Source organism: Streptomyces sp. NPDC050997, assembly GCF_040660135.1.
GTDB lineage: Bacteria > Actinomycetota > Actinomycetes > Streptomycetales > Streptomycetaceae > Streptomyces.
Map to the genome: position 1 here is coordinate 163071 of NZ_JBFAGK010000020.1, position 21457 is coordinate 184527.

Consider the following 21457-nt stretch of genomic DNA (forward strand, 5'->3'; position numbering starts at 1 on the left):
ACACCACGTCCCACCAGCGGGGACGGCCCAAGGACTCAAGAGGACGGGACAGCCATGCCTGCTTTCGACACCCCCGAACCGATCTCGGTCACCGCGCACGTGGGGGCCGGTTCCATCCAGTTCACCGCGGGGGACCGCCCCGACACCGTCGTCGAGGTGCGGCCCCGCGACCCGAAGCGGGACAAGGACGTGCGGGCGGCCGAGCAGACCGAGGTCACGTACGCGGGCGGCGTCCTGACAGTCAGGACCAAGGAGCGCCGCATGATCGGGCCCAGTGGCGCCGTCGACGTGACGGTAGATCTCCCCACGGACTCGCGCGTCGAGCTGACCGGCTCCTGGGTCCAGGTGCTCGGCGAGGGCCGGCTCGGCGAGGTCCGCGTGAAGACGTCCACCGGCGACGTCCGCCTCGACACCACCGGCCCGCTGCAGCTGACCGCGTCGCACGGCTCGATCACCGTGGACCGGGTCGAGGGCACGGCCGAGATCACCACCAGCTCCGGCAGTCTGCGCGTCGGCCTCCTCGACGGTCCCGCCGTCCTGAAGAACTCCCACGGCACCACGACCGTCGACGCAGCGATCGGCGAGCTGCGGGTGAACGGCGCCAACGGTGACATCGAGATCCGGCGCGCCGAGGACTCGGTCACCGCCACCACCGCCAACGGCACTTTGCGCGTGGGTGAAGTGGCCCGCGGCACCGTCCAGTTGGAGACCTCCTACGGCGCCATCGACGTCGGCATCCGCGAGGGCACGGCCGCCTGGCTCGACGTGCGCTCGAGCTCCGGCCAGGTGCGCAACACGCTCACCGCGTCCGAGACCCCGGAGAAGACCGAGGACACCGTCAAGATCCGCGCCCGCACCAAGTACGGCAACATCGACGTCCGCCGCGCCAAGGTCTGAGCGTCGCATCCTCGACCGGCCTCGTCCCCCACTCACTTCAGCCTTCGAATGGAGGGCCCCATGGCTTCTTCTGTCATGCCCACGCCAATGCGGAGCGACGCTCACCCGTCGCCGGCCGCCGTCTCCACCATCGGTCTTCGTAAGTCGTACGGCGACAAGACCGTCCTCGACGGCATCGATCTGCACATCCCGGCCGGGTCCGTGTTCGCGCTGCTCGGACCGAACGGCGCCGGCAAGACCACCGCCGTGAAGATCCTCTCCACGCTCATCACCGCCGACGGCGGGCAGGCCCAGGTAGCGGGCCACGACATCGCCACCTCACCGGACGGCGTGCGTGCCGCGATCGGTGTCACCGGGCAGTTCTCCGCCGTCGACGGGCTGATCACCGGCGAGGAGAACATGCTCCTCATGGCGGACCTGCACCACCTGTCCAAGCGCGAGGGGCGGCGGGTGGCCGCCGAGCTGCTGGAGCGGTTCGATCTGGTCGAGGCCGCGAAGAAGCCCGCGTCCACCTACTCCGGCGGCATGAAGCGCCGCCTCGACCTCGCCATGACCCTGGTCGGCGACCCGCGGATCATCTTCCTCGACGAGCCGACCACCGGCCTCGACCCGCGCAGCCGCCACACCATGTGGCAGATCATCCGCGAGCTGGTCTCCGACGGCGTCACCGTCTTCCTGACCACCCAGTACCTGGACGAGGCCGACGAACTCGCCGACCGTATCGCGGTGTTGAACGACGGGAAGATCGCCGCCGAGGGAAGCGCCGAGGAACTGAAGCGGCTCATCCCCGGCGGGCACGTCCGGCTCCGCTTCACCGACCCGGCCGCGTACCAGTCCGCCGCCCTCGCGCTGCGCGAGGTCACCCGGGACGACGAGGCGCTCGCGCTGCAGATCCCCAGCGACGGCAGCCAACGCGAGCTGCGCTCCATCCTCGACTGGCTGGACGCGGCCGGCATCGAGGCCGACGAACTGACCGTGCACACCCCCGACCTCGACGACGTCTTCTTCGCCCTGACCGGCGGCACCGACCGACCCGACAAGAAGGATGAGGCTGTCCGATGAGCACCCCCCTGGCTCCCGCCCGCCCGACCCGGATCTCTCTCGCCGTGCGCGACTCCTCCACGATGCTGCGCCGCAACCTCCTGCACGCGCGCCGATACCCGTCCATGACGCTGAACCTGCTGCTCACGCCGGTCGTGCTGTTACTCCTCTTCGTCTACGTCTTCGGCGGCGCGATGAGCGCGGGCATCGGCGACGGCGGGGCGGACCGGTCCGAGTACATCGCGTATCTCGTCCCGGGCCTCCTGCTGATGACCGTCGGCTCCACCACGATCGGCACCGCCGTGTCCGTCGCCATGGACATGAACGAGGGCATCATCGCCCGCTTCCGCACGATGGCGATCCACCGCGGCTCCGTGCTCGTCGGACACGTCGTCGGCAGCGTGCTGCAGTGCGTGATGAGCGTGGCCCTCGTCGGGGCCGTCGGGGTGGCCATCGGGTTCCGGTCCACGGATGCCACGGTCCTGGAGTGGATCGCCGCGTTCGGACTGCTCGCGCTGTTCGCCCTGGCGCTCACCTGGATCGCGGTCGGTATGGGCCTGTCCAGCCCGAACCCGGAGGCCGCCAGCAACAACGCCATGCCGCTGATCTTCCTGCCGCTCATCTCCAGCGCCTTCGTCCCGGTCGACGCGATGCCGGGCTGGTTCCAGCCGATCGCCGAGTACCAGCCGTTCACACCGGCCATCGAGACCCTGCGCGGGCTGCTGCTCGGCAGCGAGATCGGCCACAACGGGTGGCTCGCGGTCGCCTGGTGCCTGGCTCTCTGCGCGCTCGGCTACTTCTGGTCGAAGGCGGTTTTCAACCGCGATCCGAAGTAGCCGGGACGACCGCGCGGGCCGCCTCCCGCGGTTCGTCCCGCCTGAGGGCGGCGTACTCCGACACCGCGTCGGCGTACGCCGCCCTGTCGCCGTCCTCGGCCGTCCGTGGGGCCCGGGCCGCGGACATCGCCGTACGGCTGATCGCGCCGCCCCCACATCCGTTGGGTCGGCGCGATCAGCCGTACGGCGGAGGTGTACCCGGACGCGATTCCGGCAAGGGGCGGCTGCCGGTGTACTGCTCGCCCGTCTCCGTGAGCCGGTTCAGTTCGCCAGCTGCGGCGGCAGCGGGGCCCCGTGGGTCACGATCAGGCCCGAGACCGCTCGGGTGAGGGACACGTACAGGCGGCGCAGGCCGGTGCGTTCGTCGGGCTCGCCGTCGACCACGGCCTGGGGCTCGTCGAGGACCACGTAGTCGTACTCCAGGCCCTTGGCGAGGGAGGCCGGGACCAGGGTCAGGCGGGTCTCCTGGGTGGTCTCCTCGCCCGGGGCCAGGTAGCCGATGCCGGCCGCCGTGAGCGCCTCGGCCAGGGCCGGGACACGGGCGTCGGCGGCGATCAGGCCCGTCGAGCCCTCGTTGCGGAGCAACTCCTCGCAGGCGGCGACGACTTCGGTGGTACCGGTGATCGGGCGGACGTCGAAGAAGCCGGGGTTCTCACGGACCGACGCGACCGGGGTCAGGCCCGGGGCGATGTGGGGGAGGAGCCGGGAGGCGTACGTGATGACGTCGGCCGGGACGCGGAAACCGGCCGTCAGTTCCTCGATCACACCGTCCGTCTTGCCGAGGTGGGTGAGGGCCTCGTCCCAACTCCGGGTCGCCCAGGGGGTGGTGCCCTGCGCGAGGTCACCGAGGACGGTGGCCGAACCGGTGGTGCAGCGGCGGCCGACGGCCCGGTACTGCATGGGGGAGAGGTCCTGCGCCTCGTCCAGCACCACATGGCCGAGGGAGTGGGTGCGCTGGATCAGGTCCTGCGCCTCGTCGATCAGTACGGCGTCCGCGGCCGACCACTTGGCGGACTTCACGCTGCGGACGGGCTTCGCCCACAGGATCGTCTTCTGCTCGTTCTCCGTGAGGGCCCCCTTCGCGTGCACGGCGAGGAAGTCCGCGTCCGTCAGCAGCCGCAGGACCAGTTTCGCCGGGTCGACCGGCGGCCAGACCTGCTTGACGGCCGCCTTCACCGCCGGGTTGCGGGCCACCGCGTCCTGCACCCGGTCGTCGGGGGCCTCGCCCGAGCGTTCCATCTGCACCAGCACCGCGTGCGCGACGCGCTGCGGGAGGGCCTCGCGGGCGGCACCGTAACGGATGCCCCGGTCCAGCAACTCGCGGACGATGCCCTCCAGTTCGTACGCCGGGACCCGCCAGCGACGGGAGCCGCGCACGACCACGACCGGTTCCGTCGACAGGGTGACGTGGGAGTGGACGGCCCGCCGCAGCACCTCGGCCATCCGCGCGTCGCCCTTGATGATCGCCGCGGTGGCCTCGTCCGTGCCGCGCACCTCCACATGTGCCACCAGGTCGTCGACCGTGGCCTGCTTGACCGTCAACTCGCCCAACGCGGGCAGTACTTGCTCGATGTAGTGCAGGAAGGACCGGTTCGGCCCGATGACGAGGGTGCCGGTGCGGGCGAGCCGCTCGCGGTGGGCGTACAGCAGATAGGCGACCCGGTGCAGGCCGACGGCGGTCTTTCCGGTGCCGGGACCGCCCTGCACGCAGACCGTCCCGCCCAGTCCGCTGCGTACGATCTCGTCCTGCTCGGGCTGGATGGTCGCCACGATGTCGCGCATCGGGCCGACACGCGGGCGTTCGATCTCCCGCTGGAGCAGCTTGCTGGTCTTCGCCGCCTCGGCCGGGTCGGAGAGGTGCTCGTCCTCGTACGCCGTGAGGTCACCGCCGGTGTAGCCGAAGCGGCGGCGCAGCGCGATGTCCAGCGGGTCCTTCTTGGAGGCCCGGTAGAACGGCTGCGAGACCGGTGCGCGCCAGTCGATGACCATCGGATCGCCGCCCTGGTCGTGCACGTGCCGACGCCCGACGTAGAAGCGCTCGCCCTCCGCGCCCTCGGCCTGCTCGGCGCCGGGAGCGTGCAGGTAGTCGAGGCGGCCGAAGAACAGCGGGGTCTCGCTCAGGTCGGCCAGGGCCTTGATGCGTTCGTCGATCTGGCGGGAGAGGACCTCGGCGTTGACCCAGTTCGCGGTGACGTCGCGGATGTCGAGGGACTCGACGTCCTCCCGCATGGCACGCAGGGCGGCGCGGGAGTGGGCGAGGTGGGAGCGTTCGCGAGCGAGGGGGTCGTCGCCTACGGGCGTGGACAAGGTGGTGCCTCCGGTGGACCAGCGGAATACGTGGCTGCGAGATGCGCGGCTGCGAGGTGCGTAGCCGCGGAATACGTGACTGCGAATGCCGACCGGTTTCCGTCCGGGCGGCCGCACTCCGTACGGGAGGCGGGCAAGAGCGGAGATTCTAGGTGAGTGAGGGAAGCGGGGGCCAACGGATTTTCCCGGACGTAGGCTGCGCGAGATCCCGGGAGTGCCCTCCAGGAAAGCCTGACCGTCACGCCCCGAAAGCCTGACGCCCCCTGCCAGAAAGCCTGACACCACATGCCTGAAGGACTTGCCGCCCGCCGGCCCACCGCACTCGTCGTCGGCGGCAGCGTCACCGGCCTGTTCGCCGCGGCGGCGCTCGCCGAGTTCGCCGATGTGACGGTCGTGGAACGCGACCCGCTGCCGGACGGACCCGCCTCCCGGCGCGGGGTGCCCCAGGCCCGCCACGCCCACCTGGTGTGGAGCGGCGGGGTCCGGGCGTTCGACGAGCTGTTACCGGGGCTTGTCGACGAGATCGTCGCGCGGGGGGCCAGGCGGACTCACATCATGGGCGACTTGGTCTCGCGATCCCCCAACGAGATCTGGTTCCGGCGGTTCACGGCCACCCACCATCGCAACCTGGTGTGCTCGCGGGATCTGCTGGACTCGGTGATCCGGGACCGGGTCCTGGGCGACGCACGGGTCACCCTCAGCGAGAACCGCACGGTGGTCGGCCTGGAGGGCGGCGCCGGCCGCGTCACCGGGGTCCGGGTGCGCACGGGGGACAGGGCGGCCCGCGCCGTGGGTCAGGACAACGGCGTGGCCTCCGGCCAGGAGAGCGTCCTGAGCGCCGACCTCGTCGTGGACGCCTCCGGCCGGGGCTCCCAGGCCCCGCGCTGGCTGACGGACCTCGGCCTGCCCGCGGTCGCCGAACGGGAGGTCGACGCCGGTGTCGCCTACGCCACCCGACTCTTCCGGGCCCCCGGCAGCACCGCGGACCTCGACTTCCCGATGGTCGCGGTGCAGGCCAACCCCGCCAAGGCCCCCGGCCGGGGCGGCGTCATCCTGCCGATCGAGGACGGCCGTTGGATCGTCACCCTCGCCGGCACCCGGGGCGGGGAGCCCACCGGCGACCCCGACGCGTTCGCGGCCTTCGCCCTCGGTCTCGGTGACCCGGTCATCGGCGAGCTGATCAAGGGCGCCACCCCGCTGACCGACGTGATGACCACCCGTAGCACCGCCAACCGTCGCCGGTACTTCGAGAAGATCCGGCACTGGCCCGACGGGTTCACCGTCCTCGGGGACGCCGTCGCCGGATACAACCCGGTCTACGGCCACGGCATCACCGTCGCGGCCCAGAGCGCGCTCGCCGTCCGGGACGTCCTGCGCGCCGCGCCGCTCACCGCACCCGGCACCGCACGTCGCCTCCAGCGCGCGACCGCCCGTCCCGTGACCGCCGCCTGGGACCTGGCCGTCGGGCAGGACGCCCGCTACCCCGGCGCGAGCGACACACCGCCGACCGCCCTGGAGAGGGGCCTCGCACGCTTCGTGGACCGGGCCGTCGCCACCGGGGCCCGCAGCCCGCGAGCCCTCGGCGCGCTGCTCGACGTGATGAGCCTGGAGAAGCCCGCCACCCGCCTGTTCTCCGCCGACATGCTCGTGCCGATGCTGTTCGGCCCGAAGAAGCCGCACCTGGAGGGGCCGCCGCTGACGGAGGAGGAGCGGAAGGCGGCCACACGCTAGGGCACTCCTGCCCTCTGCTGCCGCCGGCCTTCCCTCCGCTTCCCCTAGGGCCTGTCGTTTGGATCACGCCGCAGACGCGGGGTGTGGCACGCACATCTGCCGCGTTGTCGTCGGTTGCCGATGCTCCGCGTCGACGCCCTCCTCCGCCTTGCAGCTGCACGCACCACACCCCGCTCAGGTCGGCCAGGAAGCACCGCTGCTTTCCTGCGCCTGATCCAAACGACAGGCCCTAGGGGGAGAAGTCGGGGACACCCCTCCACCTTGAGGGCGGCCCCTCGCCCGCAAGTACTACGCGGTGACCACGTGGGTGAGTCCCACAGACCGATGCCGTCCTTATGCCGGGAGAGCGACCATGGAGGCATGAGCGCAGCAACCATCAACCCAGCTCCGCGCCCGCCCCGCCCGGCCGGCGCAACCCCTGTCCTGGGCAGCCACCGGCACGTCCTCGGCGAGGCCCTGCGTGCCGTCAAGGTGTTCGCGGGCGCCGCGTTCGACGTCGTCGTCCTCGGCGAGTACGGCGAAGAGGCGGGCGTCCGCCGCAAGTGACCGCCCCGCGGCCGGAGTCACCGTCCCGGTCAGCTCTCCGTCAGCAGCTCGTCCGCGTCGACGATCCGGTAGGCGTAGCCCTGCTCCGCCAGGAACCGCTGCCGGTGCGCGGCGAAGTCCTGGTCGATGGTGTCTCGGGCGACGACCGAGTAGAAGTGGGCCTTGTGCCCGTCCGCCTTGGGCCGCAGTACCCGCCCCAGGCGCTGTGCCTCCTCCTGCCGTGACCCGAAGGTCCCCGACACCTGGATGGCGACCGTCGCCTCCGGCAGGTCGATCGAGAAGTTCGCGACCTTCGACACCACCAGCACGCTGATCTCGCCCTCCCGGAAGGCGCCGAAGAGCTTCTCGCGCTGGGCGTTGCTGGTCTCACCCTTGATCACGGGCGCGTCGAGATGCTCCCCCAGCTCGTCCAGCTGGTCGATGTACTGCCCGATGACGAGGATCTGCTGCCCGGCGAACCGCCGCACGATCGCCTCGGTCACCTTCCGCTTGGTCGCGGTCGTCGCGCAGTAGCGGTACTTCTCCTCGGTCTCGGCGGTGGCGTACGCGATCCGCTCGGTGTCGGTCAGGTTCACCCGGACCTCGACACAGTCGGCGGGCGCGATGTAGCCCTGCGCCTCGATCTCCTTCCAGGGCGCGTCGAACCGCTTCGGCCCGATGAGGGAGAACACGTCCGACTCGCGCCCGTCCTCACGGACGAGCGTCGCGGTCAGGCCGAGCCGACGCCGCGCCTGAAGATCCGCCGTGAACTTGAAGACCGGCGCCGGCAGCAGGTGCACCTCGTCGTAGAGGATCAGCCCCCAGTCCCGGGAGTCGAACAGCTCCAGGTGCTGGTAGACGCCCTTCCGCCGGGTCGTCAGCACCTGGTACGTGGCGATGGTGACGGGCCGGATCTCCTTCTTCGTCCCGCTGTACTCGCCGATCTCCTCCTCGGTCAGCGACGTCCGCTTCACCAGCTCGTGCTTCCACTGCCGGGCGGACACGGTGTTCGTGACGAGGATGAGGGTGGTCGACTTGGCCTGCGCCATCGCCCCGGCGCCGACGAGCGTCTTCCCGGCCCCACAGGGCAGCACGACCACACCGGACCCGCCGTGCCAGAAGTTTTCCACCGCCTGCTTCTGGTACGGCCTGAGGGCCCACCCCTCCTCGGCCAGCTCGATCGCGTGCGCCTCGCCGTCGACGTACCCCGCGAGGTCCTCGGCGGGCCAGCCCAGCTTCAGCAGCGTCTGCTTGATCTGCCCGCGCTCGGAGGGGTGCACGACGACGGTGTCGGGGTCGATGCGGTTGCCGACCAGCGGGGCGATCCGCTTGGAGCGCAGCACCTCCTCCAGCACCGGCCGGTCGGTGGAGGTGAGCACCAGCCCGTGCGCGGGGTCCTTGCTGAGGGTCAGCCGCCCGTACCGGTCCATCGTCTCGGCGATGTCCACGAGCAGCGCGTGCGGCACCGGGTACCGGCTGTACTGCACCAGCGCGTCCACGACCTGCTCGGCGTCGTGCCCGGCGGCCCGGGCGTTCCACAGGCCGAGCGGCGTCACCCGGTAGGTGTGGATGTGCTCCGGCGCCCGCTCCAGTTCCGCGAACGGCGCGATGGCCCGACGGCAGTCGCCGGCCTGCTCGTGGTCGACTTCCAGGAGCAGGGTCTTGTCGGACTGGACGATGAGGGGACCATTCACGCGGCTGCCTTTCTGCGGTACCTGCGCGGCTCTGCACAGCCAAACGTCCAGTGTGCCTCACCCCGCGACGATCACGTCAGTCGTCGGCGAGCTCCGCGACCCCGGTGACCCGGTGCAGCGGATACGTTTTGACCTCGTCCGCGGTGTGGTCGTACGCCGTGACGAAGCCGCCCTCGACGCGTATCGGGGCGATGACGCGCTGGGTGGCGGAGCCCTCGGCGTTGACGTAGCCGATCCACAGGGTCTCGCCCGTGAGGACGGCGGCCTGCACGGTGGCGAGGGTCTCGGCGGCGCTGGTGCGGGGGAGTTCGCCCGAGCCGGCCGGGGTGGCGGTGGCCTTGCGGGGCGTGGTGGAGGCGAGGTCTCCGGCGCGGATGGCGCGGATCGCGGCGGTGAGGAGGGTCGGGTCGGGGGCCGGGGGGCCGTCCGGGACCGGCTCGGGGGCCGTGCGCGGCGGGGTGCGGTGGGAGAGGGCGCGGGTGATCAGTACGTCGCCCTCGGCGGACTCGGCGGCCGGGGCGAAGCCCATCGCGCGCAGGCCGTCGAGGAGCGTGGCCGGGTCGGCCTGGGCGGCCAGCACGGTCGGGGCGAGGCGGCGCAGCCGCAGGCCCGCGGCGCGCTTGTCGGCCATGATCTCGTTCAGCAGCGCGTCGTCGTCGCAGCGGACGTACGCGGAGGCGGCGCCCACCCGCAGATGGCCGTGCCTGCGGGCCACGTCGTCGATCAGGTACGCGAGAGGCTGCGGAACCGGCGTACGGGAGTGCGCGGTGAGGAAGTCGTGCAGGTCGGAGGCGGCCCGGCCGGAGTCCAGGGCGCGGCGCACCGAGCCGGGCGTGAACCGGTAGACGGTGGCCCCGCCCTTCGACTCCACGTCCGCGAGCACGTCCAGCATGTCCGCCAGCGGGCGCTTGAGCGGGCCGGGCGCCACCGCCGTCAGGTCCGCCTGGAGCAGGACGTGGTCCAGGGGCTCGGGGAGGAGCGGAGCGAGGAGCTGGGCGGCGGTGGCGGAGGCGGTGGCCTGCGCGGGGGCCGAGAGGGGCGCGAGGGGTGCCACGAGGGTGGGGCGATGGTGGACGGGCAAGTTGTCGCCGGGGCCGGTCGGGTCCGCGTCCGAGACGGTCGACGTATCGGATGCGGCCGAAGTGGCCGAAGTGGCTGAAGCCGTCGAGCCGTTCGCCGTGCCCACGGTCCTCGGTGCGGGCGCGCCCAGCAGGGCCCGCCCGTGCGCCGACAGCGCGCCCCGGCCCGTCACGCCCAGCAACTCCGCCTCGGACAGGGTCCACCGGGCGAGCCGGCTGCGCAGGTCGTCCTCCCGTTGCGGGCCGCGCGCCGGGCGCTCCCAGCGCAGCCGGGCGAGCACCGACTCGGCGGACGGGGAGGCGCCCTCCGGGAGCGCGGCCAGCAGGGTCAGCACCCGGTGCCGTACCTCGGGCGCGGCGGAGCGGTCCAGCCCCGGCCCGAGCGCCGACAACGTACGTTCCTTCGCGTCCCGCCCGCCCACCAGTCCGGACGTCCGGGTGGCCGTGAGCCACACCTCCATGAGCCGGGCCCAGCGCCGGCCCGGGGGCTGCTCCAGCCACTCGTCGTAGGCCGGGGTCGCCGCGTACCGTTCGGCGGTCTCGCCGTCGGAGGCGATCAGCCCGGCCGCGTAGGCGAGTTCCACCCAGAACGCGGCGACCGGCTCGGAGAGGTCCAGGGCGACGGCGGTCCGCTTCAGGTCGCGGACGCTGAGGCCGCCCGCCCGCAGCACCGCCGGACCGCCCTCGTCCCAGTCCTTCAGCAACTCCTCGACGGTCGCCAGCGTGGTGTACGCCTGTCCGGCCGCGGTCATGTCCACAACCTGTGGACGGTGCGTGGCGGCGACCTCGACCGTGGGCGGCAGCGGCTCGGTGGCACGGTGCGCGCGGCCGTCGCGCAGATGCAGGGCCACTTCCCGGGGGAGTACGACCGTCCCGGGCGCCGTCGGCAGCAGCAGCCCCCGGTCGAGGAGCCACCGCAGATGGGTCGCGGGGTCGGCGTTGACCTGTCCGTACGGCGGTCCCCAGACGAGGCGGGACAGCACCTCCGTGGCTTCCTCGGGGGCACCGGCGAGCAGTTTCGCCATCCGTCTGCGGCTGGTGAACAGCCTGGTGAGCGCGGTGACCGCGGACACCGAGTCGTGGGTCGAGGGGAGCCCGGCCGCCGTCACGATCTCCTGGATACGGCCCGGCGACATGCCCGCCGTCGCCTCCTGCACGGTCGGTCCAAGGCCGGTCGGCGACGGGTGCTGCAGAGAGGGCGCGAGCAGCTCACGGGCCGTGCGGACCAGACGCAGCCGGTCGTCGCGGCCCCACACCAGGGCCTGTTCGCGCAGCGTGCCGACGGCCCGGGGCAGCGCGGAGGCGACCGCTGCGTCCTCCTGGTCGCCGGCCAACAGACCCAGCAGTTCCGCGTACGACGCCGGGTCCGCCGACACCGCCAGCGCCTCCGCCGTCTGCAACGCGAACCGGTCCAGCCGCTCCAGGGCCCGGACGACCGACGCGCGGGTGCCGGCGCGGGTCGCGAGCTGGGTGAGGTCGGTCGGCACGGGCGTGATGAGGTCGGGACGGGCCCGCAGCAGGGCGGCCAGGGAGGCGTCGTCCCGCACGCGGAGTGCCTCTGCGAGGGAACGGGGCGGGGTGGCCGGGGTGCTCATCGAACCCACGGTAGCGGGTGCCCCCGACCGTCCCTGTTCGAGGACGACACCGTTCGGGCCGAAGCGGGGGTCCGCGGCGGCATCCTCCGGCGACCCCCGCACCGGCTCCGGGCAGCCGACCGGACGCGGTACGGTCATCCAACGGGGTCTCAATGCGCTGCCCCCCGGAGGAACTTCGTGGGTATCGAGAGCGACCAGGTCGTCTACGAGTATCTGAGCCGCGTCGGCGACGTGGCACAGCAGCGGCAGCTGCCGTCGTCCACTCGCATGCGGCTGGTCTCGGAGCTGCGAGGCGAGATCGACCGGCGACGCGCCAAGGTCCCCGTCGACAGCCCCGCCGCCGTCCGCCGCATCATCGCCCGGCTCGGCAGCCCCGACGAGGTCGTCGACGCGGCGGGCGCCGGCTCCGGCGACACCGGCACCGGCACCGGAGGCGCGCCGCGAACCACGGCCGCCGCCGTTCCCGTACAGCGAGCCGTGGACAGCGAGGACAGCGAGGACACGGGCCGGTCGAAGAGGCTGCGGCGGACCGTGCCGCGCCCGCGCCCCGCCCAGACGTCGGCAAAGGCCGCGCCGGCCGACAACGCGCCCTCCTCGCCGCACCTGGCGGGCGTGGACGAGCTCGGCGACAGCGCGACGCAGCCCGACTGGTGGCGGGTGGACAGCAGCCCCTTCGGGGTCGGGGACAGCGTGCCGGGGTTCGTCGGCGGGGTGGAGATCCCGGAACTCCTCAGGCCCCCGCCGCCGAAGGAGGTTCCCGGGGACGAGAAGGCGGCCGCCGGACAGCCCGCCCCGGCCGTGGAGAAGGCCGCCGGGGCCGGTGAAACAACAGGGAAGTTGGGGAAGTTCGGGAGGCTCGGGAAGACCTGGCGGCGGCCCAAGGCGAAGGCCGAGGAAGCCGTCGTGGACGCCCCTCTGCCCGCCCGGCGCCGGTTCCTGCCCGTCGGCGGGGGCGGCTGGAGCAACCCCTTCCTGCTGATCGCCGCCGGACTCCTCGTCGCCGGTGCCGTCCTCGGCAACTGGATCGCCCTCGTGCTGGGGTGGGCCATCGCGTACGCCTCCCGGCGGCTGAGCGACGCCGAGACGAAGTGGGCGGTGGTGATCCTGCCCAGCCTGTCCGTCACGGCCGGGCTGGTCTGGCTGTGGGGCCGCACCGAGGGCCGCTGGGGCGCCCCGATCGCCGAGGGCCACATGAACGACGCGATCTCCGAGACCTGGCCCCTGGTGGTCCGGGGCGCCGCCGTCACGTCGGCACTGTTCCTGGTGTGGCGGTCACAGCGACGGCGGTAGGCCGACGACAGCGGTGGGTCGGCTGCGGAGGGTGGGTCGGCGGGGCCGGCTCACCAGTGCACGTGCCAGGGCACCCGGGTCACGCCGTCCGCCAGCAGCCGCTGGAGCACGGGGGTGTACGGCCGCTCGTATCCGTAGTCCTGAGTCAGTTGCAGCTCCCGCAGCCGGGGCATCTCCAGCAGGGGTGTCCAGTCCTCCACCCGGTCGCAGCCGGAGAGGCCGAGCCGCCGCAGTTCCGGGAAAGCGCCGATCCCGCTGATGTCGGTCAGGTCGCTGTGCCGCAGGTCCATCGTGGTCAGAGCGGTGAGCCGCTTCAGCGGGGAGAGGTCCGGCCAGGGGAGTCCGCTCGCCTCCAGGTGGGTGACCTGGGCGGGCAGATCCGACACCTGGGGACAGCTGGACAGTCTCAGCCTCTTCAGCTCGGGCTTCGCCTCCAGGGACGCCAGGCTCCGCATCAGGGGCAGGCTTATCAGCTCCAGCCGGGAGATGTGCGAGCCGGCGAGCGCGCCGATGTCGGTCAGCAGCGGAAAGCCGGTCAGCACCAGCCGGTCGGCGTCCGGCAGCCCGCCCCGCTCGCCCAGCGTCGTGACCAGGGGGACTTCCCATAGTTCCAGCTCACTCAGGGCAGGCAGGTGCCCGATGCCATGCACCGACTTCAGGGCGTGGCAGCGCCAGACCATCAGCTTCCGCAGCAAGGGGTAGGCACGTATGCCGTCCAGGGCGCGCAGGGACGGGAACCCGATGATCCGCATGTGGTCCATCAACGGCATGGCGGGCAGCTGCGAGAGGTCGGTGAGCGAGTCCAGACCGAGCGCGTCCATGTCGCGGAGCCTGGGGACGTGCTCCAGGGCGGAGAAGTCGGCCAGGGCCGGGCAGCCCTCCGCTCGGAACCGGTCGATGGGTGAGCCCTGCAGTCCCTCGAGGGTGGTGAGATGTGCGCAGTCCTTGAGACAGACGTAGGTGAGACCGGTCAGAGCCCCCAGGCCGCGTACGTCGCGCAGGGCGGAGCAGCCGTCCACCGTCAGTTCGGCCATGCCCGGGTGGGATCCCAGGCCGGTGAGGGTGGCCAGCTTGCGGCAGTCGGTGATCCGCAGCTCGGTCAGGCCGGTCAGCGCGTCGATGCCCTTCAGGGTGGTCAACGAGGCACAACTGCTGAGGTCGAGTGCGGTGAGGGCGGGTAACGCCGTGAGGCCCTTGAGGTCGCGCAGCCCGGTCCAGCCGAGGTCCAGCGTGGTCAGGCGGGTCAGGCCCGCGAGCTGCTGTGCCTCGCGGAAGGAACGGCAGCCGCGCATGGTGAGGGTGCGCAGGTCCAAAAGGGCCGCGGGCAGTCCGGTGACATCGCGCACCCTGGTCATGCTGAGGTCCAGTTCACGCAGGGCGCTCAGGGTGAGCAGTGGGCTGATGTCGCTGACCTGACGGCAACGGTGCAGATTGAGCCGGGTGAGCGCGGTCAGGGTGCTCAGCGGGGCCAGGTCGGATATCCCGGCGCAGCCGTTGAGGTCGAGGTCGGTGAGGCCGGTGAGCGCGGCGAGGTCGGCGAGGTCGGTGACCTCCTTGCATCGGTCCACATGGAGTGTGCGGAGCATGGTCAGGTGGCGCAGGCCGCGCAGCGACGTGATCCGGCGCAGCCGCAGCTCGGTGCGGCCCTCACGTGCGAAAGCGGGTGCGAGGAGGAGTTCGCAGAAGCGGTCCGGGTCGGCGGCGCGGGGCAGTTCGCGCAGCAGGAGGTCGCCGGAGTAGGCGGCGGTGGACGCGAGACGGGCGGCGAGGTCGAGGGCGGCCCCGTCGTCGTGAACGGTGAGCAGTTCACGTATCGCCTTGCGCGCGCGTACGGGGGTCACGGGGGTGGCGGTGGCTAACAGGCCGAGCAGTTCGCCGACCAGCGGATGGGCTCCGGATGCGTCGGCGGAAACGGGGGTCTGAGATGTCATGGCGTGGAGCGTAGAGGTGGGGTACGACAACGAGGATCGCGATGTACCGGGTGAGCCGGCGGGTCCGCGGCAGCCGTAGCCCTGCGAGTAGCCCTGCGACAGGTCACCACCGGGCGGTCGCCGACCGGTCACCGGCCCTGGGCACAATGGCCCATATGGCCTCCACGACCGAACCCGCGTCCTCCGCTGTTCCCGCGTCCTCCGCCCCGACTGTCGGCTTCGACCTCGACATGACCCTCATCGACTCCCGGCCCGGTATCCGTGCCTGCTACCTGGCGCTGGCCGAGCGGACCGGGACGTACATCGACGCCGACCTGGCGATCACCAGGCTGGGCCCGCCGCTCGCCGAGGAGCTGATCCACTGGTTCCCGGCGGACGAGGTGGCGGCCATGAGCGACCTCTACCGTTCGATGTACCCGGCGATCGCCATCGAGCCGACGCCCGCGATGCGCGGCGCCCGCGAGGCGATCGCGGCGGTGCGCACGGCCGGCGGGCGGGCGGTCGTCGTCACCGCCAAGCACGAGCCCAACGCCAAGCTGCACCTGGAGTACCTGGGCATCGAACCGGACGCGGTCGTCGGCGATCTGTGGGCCGAGCAGAAGGCGGAGGCGCTGCGCGAGCACGGGGCCGGCGTCTACGTCGGCGACCACGTCGGGGACGTCCGGGGCGCCCGGGCCGCCGACGCCCTCGCGGTCGCCGTCGCCACGGGCCCGTGCGACACGGCCGAACTGACCGAGGCCGGTGCCGACGTGGTCCTCACCGACCTCACCGAGTTCCCGGCCTGGCTCTCCGCCTACCGTCCGACCCCCGCCTGACGGCGGCCCGCCCCGATCGACCGGAGCACTCCCGCGCCGGCGAGCAAGAAGCCGACGCCCATGAGCATGCTCAGGCCGAACATGTACGTCGGAAAAGGCGTCGTACCGAGGAGGAACGGGGCCACGGTGACGAGTGTGGCCAGGGCGCCGATGAAGAACACGAGCACACCGGCGCGGATCAGTCGGTCACCGGGCTCGACGGAATTCGTTTGGGTTTTGTCACGCACCGGACCAGGGTAGTTCCCTGCGCGAAGGAACAACGCGGTGACGTCTTGTCACCGGCCCCAAGACCATTAGCCTTGGAACCGGCGGGTCCCGACGACCCGCCCAAGTGCTATCAAGAGCCGTTTCAGAAGCAGTTTTCCGACGAGTACGAGGACGAGGACAGACGTGCCTACCGGCAAGGTCAAGTGGTTCAACAGTGAGAAGGGCTTCGGCTTTCTCTCCCGCGACGACGGCGGGGACGTCTTCGTCCATTCCTCGGTCCTCCCCGCCGGAGTCGAGATGCTCAAGCCCGGTCAGCGGGTGGAGTTCGGAGTCGTCGCCGGACAACGCGGTGACCAGGCGCTTTCGGTCGTGATTCTCGACCCGACGCCTTCTGTCGCGGCCGCGACGCGCAGGAAACCGGACGAACTCGCCTCCATCGTCCAGGACCTGACGACCCTCCTCGAGAACATCACGCCGATGCTGGAGAAGGGCCGTTACCCCGACAAGGTCTCCGGCGCGAAGATCGCGGGCCTGCTGCGCGCGGTCGCCGACCAGTTGGACGTGTGAGACCGCGACTGGACGGGTGAGACCGCGACTTACGGAAAATCGAGCGCGTTCGGGCCGAGGGGCGGTACCAGTCCCTCGGCCGCCGCGCGGGTGAGCAACCCCCGGATCGCCGCATAGCCGTCCTCACCGAGGTCGGCGGTGAACTCGTTGACATACAGCCCGATGTGCTGGTCGGCGACGGCCGGATCCATTTCCTGCGCGTGTTCCATCACATACGGGCGTGAAACCCGGGGATCGTCCCAAGCCGCGCGGACGGACGTGCGAATGGAATCGGCCAGTAGCGTCAGCGTTTCCGCCCCCAGTGACCGCTTCGCGATGATCGCGCCCAACGGGATCGGCAGCCCGGTCGTCGCCTCCCAGTGCTCGCCCATGTCCGCGAGCTTGTGCAGCCCGTAGTTCTGGTACGTGAAGCGCGCCTCGTGGATGACGAGTCCCGCGTCGACCTTCCCGTCCCGCACGGCGGGCATGATCTCGTGGAACGGCATGACCACGATCTCGCCGACCCCGCCGCGGATGGTGTCGGCGGCCCAGAGCCGGAACAGCAGATACGCCGTCGACCTCTCGCTGGGCACCGCGACCGTGCGGCCGGTGAGGTCGACGTCCGCCTCCCGGGTCAGCACCAGCGGGCCGCAGCCCCGGCCCAGCGCGCCCCCGCAGGGCAGCAGGGCGTACTCGTCGAGGACGTACGGCAGCACGGCGTACGACACCTTCAGCGCGTCGAACTCACCGCGCTCGGCCATGCCGTTGGTGATGTCGATGTCCGCGAAGGTCACGTCGAACGCGGGCGCCCCCGGCACCCGGCCGTGGGCGAGCGCGTCGAAGACGAAGGTGTCGTTGGGGCAGGGGGAGAAGGCGATCTTCAGGGGCTCAGTGCGTGGGCTCATATGGGTTCCAACTCTCCAGTACGGGCGCGAGCTTCCCGAAGCCCGCCGTGAGGACCGTCAGCGCGTCGCCGATACGCCAGGCGGCGCGGTCGCGCGGGCCGACCGGGTTGGAGACCGCGCGCAGCTCCAGCACCGGCACCCCGTGGGCGGCGGCGGCCTCGGCGACGCCGAAGCCCTCCATGGCCTCGGCCAGGGCACGGGGGTGGCGGGCCCGCAGCGCGGCTGCCCGGGCGGCGGTTCCGGTCACGGTCGACACGGTCAGGACGGTGCCGGCACGCGCGCCGGTCGCCGACACGGTCTCCCGTACGAGTGGTTGTGGCGGACGGTGGGTGACGGTCCCGAAGCCCAGCTCCGTCACCGGCAGGAACCCGTCGGCCGTCTCCGCGCCCAGGTCGGCCGCGGTGATCTCGTCGGCGACGACGAGCGAGCCGACGGGCGCGTGCGGTGCGAAACCACCGGCGATCCCGGCGGAGACGACCAGGTCGTAGGGGGCGCCTTCGAGGGCCGCCGCGGTGAGCGCGGTGGCGGTGGAGGCGGCGGCCAGGGCGGGGCCGACACCGGCGGCGAGGAGGTCGTACCCGCCGGGCAGCCGGTACGCGACCGCTCCGGGCAGCCGCACCTCCCGAGCGGTCCCCGGGAACGCGTGTGCCACCGCGTCCCGTTCGACCGGGACGGCGGTGGCTACGAGGACACGCATGACGTGACGCGGGCGCCGGTCAGGCGTCCCCGTTCTCCAGCTTGAAGTTCCACACACCGTCGAACTCGGAGCTGTCGGCGGCCTTGTTCTGCTGGACGACGCTGATGTACAGCGTCTTCGGCGCGGCCTGCCCCTGCTGGTCGGCGAACAGGTCGACGCCCTGGAAGGAGTAGTACGTCTTCTTGTACACGCTGGTGACCTGCTGGCCGTTGATCCACAGGGCCCAGCCGGTGTCCGCGATCTCCGGGTCGACGCCGATGCGCAGGGTCTCGCTCTGCGGCACCTCGATCGCGTCCCCCGTCTTCTTCAGCGCGCACTTGGTGGCCTCTTCACGGCCGAGGTTCTTGCCGTCGTCGTAGCACTTGGCCTCGGCGCTCACCGAGTTCCCGCCGACCGTGACGGTGGTGCGCGGTGTCGGCTTGTCACAGGCCGACAGGACGAGCAGTCCGGCGGATACGGCGCCGGCGGCGGCGACGGCGCGGCGGCGTCGCACAGCGGATTGCATCGTGGTCATGGCGGAAGGTTATCGGGCGGGTCCCCCCGGGCTCCTACGCGGGGGTACGGCGTGCCGTCGGGTTACGCCACCCTCGTCCTGGCCGATCCTCCGCGGCGGGCCGAGCTCAGCAGGCCACGGACCGTGGTCAGCCAGCCGGCGGCGACGAAACCGGCGCCCACGAAGAGGCCCAGTGTGCCGTTGAGGGGCATCACGATCCCGACCGCGCCGCCGAACACCCAGGACACCTGGAGCAGCGTCTCGGAGCGCGCGAACGCCGACGTACGCACCTGCTCGGGCACGTCCCGCTGGATCAGCGCGTCCAGCGACAGTTTGGCCAGGGCCTGCGCGAAACCGGCGATCGCCGCCAGGCACGCCACCAGGAACGCCCCGAAGAAGATCGCCGCCGTGATCGCCGCGCCGAGCACGATCGCCACCACCGTCACGATGATGATCTCCGGCGCCTTCGACTGCAGCCACGCCCCGACCGCCGTACCGATCGCGTTGCCCGTCCCCGCCGCGACCCCGACGATGCCCAGCGACACCGCGGCGCTCTCACCGGTGAGCGGATGCTCCCGCAGCAGGAAGGCCAGGAAGAAGATCAGGAAGCCGGAGAGGCAACGCAGGGAGGCGTTGGCGCCGAGGGCGTGGGTGACCGCGATACCGACCGTGCGCAGCCCGGGCCGCTTGACCGGCTTGAAGTGCGGCCCGTGCAGGTGTTTCTCGTCGGCGGCAAGCAGCGCCACGTCCTCGCCCTTGGCCGAGTCCACCTTCGGCGGCAGGGAGAAGGACAGGAACGTCCCCACGACGAAGATCAGGAAGGCGCCGTAGAGCGGCCAGCGCGGTCCGATCGCCTGGAGCCCCGCCCCGATCGGCGCGGCGATCCCGGTCGCCAGGAGCCCGCCCAGCGTGACCCGCGAGTTCGCCTTCACCAGGGAGAACTTGGGTGGCAGCAGTCGGGGCACCACGGCACTTCTCACCACGCCGTACGCCTTCGACGCGACCAGCACGCCGAGCGCCGCCGGATACAACTCGATGCTGCCGGTGACCACCGCGCCGGACAGGACGAGCGCGAGCAGCGCCCGGGCGAGCATCGCGCCCGCCATCGCCGCGCGGCGGCCGTGCGGGAGACGGTCGAGGAGCGGACCGATCACCGGAGCGAGGACCGTGAAGGGCGCCATGGTGATCGCGAGGTACAGCGCGACACGGCCCCGCGCCTCGTCCGTGGGGACGGAGAAGAACACGGTGGAGGCGAGCGCGATGGTGATCATCACATCCCCGGCGCCGTTCACACCGTGCAGTTCGATCAGTTTGCCGAGCCCGGATTCGCCGGCCCCGTGCGCGTGGGTCACCTTGCGGATGCCGCGGGCGGGGCCGGTCACCGGAAGATGCAGGGCATGGCCGATCGCGCGGAGGGTGCCGCCCACGCGGCCCGATCCGTCGCCTCGACTGTTCCCCCTGATCCCTTTGGACCCACCGATCCCGGTGGCACCTTGGGGCGTCTTCGCGGCTGCCACCCCGTCATAGTGCCCCGAGAAAGCCCCGTGTAGTGCAGTTACCGCGCGTATGGACGCGCACTTCTGACGGCGAACAGTCCCGTCGGTGTAGGCCAGGCGGGAGAGAACAGGTAGCGTGCGTATCTCAGCCATCCCGCAGAATGGGTGGTACAGGTGCGCCCGAGCGTGAGCGGGCGTGGACGTTGACGCGGTCCCCGGGTCCGCTCCGTCCGCCCCGCCACCGACAGGCAGACGCACCCGAGTGACGGCGTAGGAGAGAAGCGATACCTGTGAGCGCAGCGACCACGCGAAGCCGCACCCCTGACCGCTTGTGTGCCGAGGCCGTCGACCTCGCCCGCGCCGCAGCCGAGGAGGCCGCCGCGCCCGGCGTGGTCGGCGAGCACTCGGGTCTGGTGTCCGAGGGTGACCGGGTCGTCACGCACTACTTCGAGTGCAAGGAACTCGGGTACCGGGGCTGGCGCTGGGCCGTCACGGTCGCCCGCGCCTCCCGCGCGAAGATCGTCACCCTGGACGAGGTGGTCCTGCTGCCTGGGGCGGACGCCCTCCTGGCGCCGGAGTGGGTGCCGTGGAGCGAGCGTCTGCGGCCCGGCGACATGGGCCCCGGCGATCTGCTTCCGACGGACGCCGAGGATCTGCGTCTGGAGCCCGGCTACTCCGGCGACGACGAGCCGCTGCCCAACGCGCCCGTCTCGGAGGAGCTGGCCGAGCTGGCCGAGGCGGAGGACGCCGAGGTCACCGTGGGCGCCCCGGCCGGTCTTCCCGCCGTCCCCGCGCGTGGTTCCATCGCCGCGGTCGCCGAGGAGCTCGGCATGCGGCGGGCCCGGGTGCTGTCCCGGTACGGCCTGCACATCGCGGCCGACCGCTGGGAGGAGGCGCACGGCGCGAAGACGCCGATGGCGCAGGCGGCGCCCGCGTCCTGCGTCAGCTGTGGATTCCTCGTGCCGGTCGGAGGGTCCCTGGGGCAGGCCTTCGGCGTCTGCGCGAACGAGTTCTCACCGGCCGACGGCCGCCTGGTGTCCCTCGCCTACGGCTGCGGCGGACACTCGGAGGCAGCGGTCATGCCGACGCCCCCGCGGCCCGCTCCGCCGGTGATCGACGAGACGACCGTGGACCCGTTCCCGCTGCGACCGGCGGCGGACTCGGGGTCCGTGCCGGGGGTCTTCGACGAGGATGCGGCGGAGTTGGGGCACTCGTAGGTTTTGCGGGTGCCGGGGTTTGGTGGTCAGGCCCTCGTACTGGGTTTGCGGTCCCGGTGGGGGGTCGGGGCCGGGACGGGGGTGTCCGTCCTCGGTCTGGCGCGGAATCGGTTTCTTGGTGAGTGGGCGGTGTTGACGCGCCAGACGCTGCGGGC

Annotated in this window: 18 protein-coding genes; 9 read left to right on the forward strand and 9 right to left on the reverse strand. The window is 71.9% G+C overall.

Going from position 1 to position 21457, the window contains the following annotated elements; all coding sequences use genetic code 11:
• The first annotated feature begins 54 nt into the window (after positions 1-54).
• From AB0H86_RS34650 to AB0H86_RS34660, 3 genes are all read left to right on the forward strand, one after another.
• Positions 55-897 carry a DUF4097 family beta strand repeat-containing protein gene (locus AB0H86_RS34650; RefSeq protein ID WP_362448093.1) on the forward strand — a complete coding sequence of 281 codons (843 nt, stop codon included), beginning with the start codon at positions 55-57 and terminating at the stop codon, positions 895-897.
• Between the two features lie 75 nt (positions 898-972).
• Complete coding sequence (locus AB0H86_RS34655) at positions 973-1959, forward strand: ATP-binding cassette domain-containing protein (protein ID WP_362448162.1); 987 nt, start codon at positions 973-975, stop codon at positions 1957-1959.
• Entirely contained in the window at positions 1956-2774 is an 819-nt protein-coding gene (locus AB0H86_RS34660) for an ABC transporter permease (protein WP_362448096.1), read from the forward strand. Before AB0H86_RS34655 ends, AB0H86_RS34660 begins: the two co-directional genes overlap by 4 nt.
• Before the next feature lie 261 nt (positions 2775-3035).
• Here the strand turns inward: AB0H86_RS34660 and AB0H86_RS34665 are convergent, their stop codons facing one another.
• Positions 3036-5081, reverse strand: coding sequence for a UvrD-helicase domain-containing protein (locus tag AB0H86_RS34665; RefSeq protein ID WP_362448099.1), 2046 nt, complete (start codon positions 5079-5081; stop codon positions 3036-3038).
• Between the two features lie 285 nt (positions 5082-5366).
• Here AB0H86_RS34665 and AB0H86_RS34670 point away from each other — a divergent pair, with 285 nt between their 5' ends.
• The gene (locus tag AB0H86_RS34670) at positions 5367-6812 is read left to right on the forward strand and encodes an FAD-dependent monooxygenase (protein WP_362448102.1); all 1446 of its coding nucleotides are present in this window, start codon (positions 5367-5369) and stop codon (positions 6810-6812) included.
• 360 nt (positions 6813-7172) lie between these two features.
• On the forward strand, positions 7173-7358 hold the full coding sequence (locus tag AB0H86_RS34675; RefSeq protein WP_362448105.1) for a hypothetical protein: 186 nt from the start codon (positions 7173-7175) through the stop codon (positions 7356-7358).
• 29 nt (positions 7359-7387) lie between these two features.
• Here AB0H86_RS34675 and AB0H86_RS34680 read toward each other — a convergent pair whose 3' ends face one another.
• Positions 7388-9031, reverse strand: a complete 1644-nt coding sequence (locus tag AB0H86_RS34680; protein WP_362448108.1) for a DNA repair helicase XPB — start codon at positions 9029-9031, stop codon at positions 7388-7390.
• A gap of 76 nt (positions 9032-9107) precedes the next feature.
• Entirely contained in the window at positions 9108-11705 is a 2598-nt protein-coding gene (locus tag AB0H86_RS34685) for a helicase C-terminal domain-containing protein (protein WP_362448111.1), read from the reverse strand.
• A 177-nt stretch (positions 11706-11882) separates the two neighbouring features.
• On the opposite strand from AB0H86_RS34685, the gene AB0H86_RS34690 reads away from it, so the two are divergent.
• Positions 11883-12995 carry a hypothetical protein gene (locus tag AB0H86_RS34690; protein WP_362448114.1) on the forward strand — a complete coding sequence of 371 codons (1113 nt, stop codon included), beginning with the start codon at positions 11883-11885 and terminating at the stop codon, positions 12993-12995.
• A gap of 50 nt (positions 12996-13045) precedes the next feature.
• Here AB0H86_RS34690 and AB0H86_RS34695 read toward each other — a convergent pair whose 3' ends face one another.
• A complete protein-coding gene (locus AB0H86_RS34695; protein ID WP_362448117.1) occupies positions 13046-14926 on the reverse strand; it encodes a leucine-rich repeat domain-containing protein in 1881 nt (626 codons plus the stop codon).
• Positions 14927-15081: 155 nt separating this feature from the next.
• On the opposite strand from AB0H86_RS34695, the gene AB0H86_RS34700 reads away from it, so the two are divergent.
• Positions 15082-15741 (forward strand): haloacid dehalogenase-like hydrolase, encoded by a 660-nt coding sequence (locus tag AB0H86_RS34700; protein ID WP_362448120.1) that lies wholly within the window; start codon positions 15082-15084, stop codon positions 15739-15741.
• Here the strand turns inward: AB0H86_RS34700 and AB0H86_RS34705 are convergent.
• The gene (locus tag AB0H86_RS34705; protein WP_362448123.1) at positions 15720-15968 is read right to left on the reverse strand and encodes a hypothetical protein; all 249 of its coding nucleotides are present in this window, start codon (positions 15966-15968) and stop codon (positions 15720-15722) included. The two genes, AB0H86_RS34700 and AB0H86_RS34705, sit on opposite strands and share 22 nt — an antisense overlap.
• Positions 15969-16131: 163 nt before the next feature.
• Here AB0H86_RS34705 and AB0H86_RS34710 point away from each other — a divergent pair, with 163 nt between their 5' ends.
• Positions 16132-16515, forward strand: a complete 384-nt coding sequence (locus tag AB0H86_RS34710) for a cold-shock protein (protein ID WP_362448126.1) — start codon at positions 16132-16134, stop codon at positions 16513-16515.
• A 29-nt stretch (positions 16516-16544) separates the two neighbouring features.
• On the opposite strand, the gene AB0H86_RS34715 is transcribed toward AB0H86_RS34710, so the two are convergent.
• From AB0H86_RS34715 to AB0H86_RS34730, 4 genes are all read right to left on the reverse strand, one after another.
• Positions 16545-17399 carry a 1,4-dihydroxy-6-naphthoate synthase gene (locus AB0H86_RS34715; protein WP_362448129.1) on the reverse strand — a complete coding sequence of 285 codons (855 nt, stop codon included), beginning with the start codon at positions 17397-17399 and terminating at the stop codon, positions 16545-16547.
• Positions 17383-18096 (reverse strand): futalosine hydrolase, encoded by a 714-nt coding sequence (locus AB0H86_RS34720; protein ID WP_362448132.1) that lies wholly within the window; start codon positions 18094-18096, stop codon positions 17383-17385. The genes AB0H86_RS34715 and AB0H86_RS34720 overlap by 17 nt, the downstream gene beginning before the upstream one ends.
• 19 nt (positions 18097-18115) lie before the next feature.
• Positions 18116-18610 (reverse strand): hypothetical protein, encoded by a 495-nt coding sequence (locus AB0H86_RS34725; protein WP_362448135.1) that lies wholly within the window; start codon positions 18608-18610, stop codon positions 18116-18118.
• Between the two features lie 62 nt (positions 18611-18672).
• Positions 18673-20106 (reverse strand): MFS transporter, encoded by a 1434-nt coding sequence (locus AB0H86_RS34730; protein ID WP_362448138.1) that lies wholly within the window; start codon positions 20104-20106, stop codon positions 18673-18675.
• A 269-nt stretch (positions 20107-20375) separates the two neighbouring features.
• Here AB0H86_RS34730 and AB0H86_RS34735 point away from each other — a divergent pair, with 269 nt between their 5' ends.
• Entirely contained in the window at positions 20376-21302 is a 927-nt protein-coding gene (locus AB0H86_RS34735; RefSeq protein WP_362448141.1) for a DUF3027 domain-containing protein, read from the forward strand.
• Positions 21303-21457 lie beyond the last annotated feature (155 nt).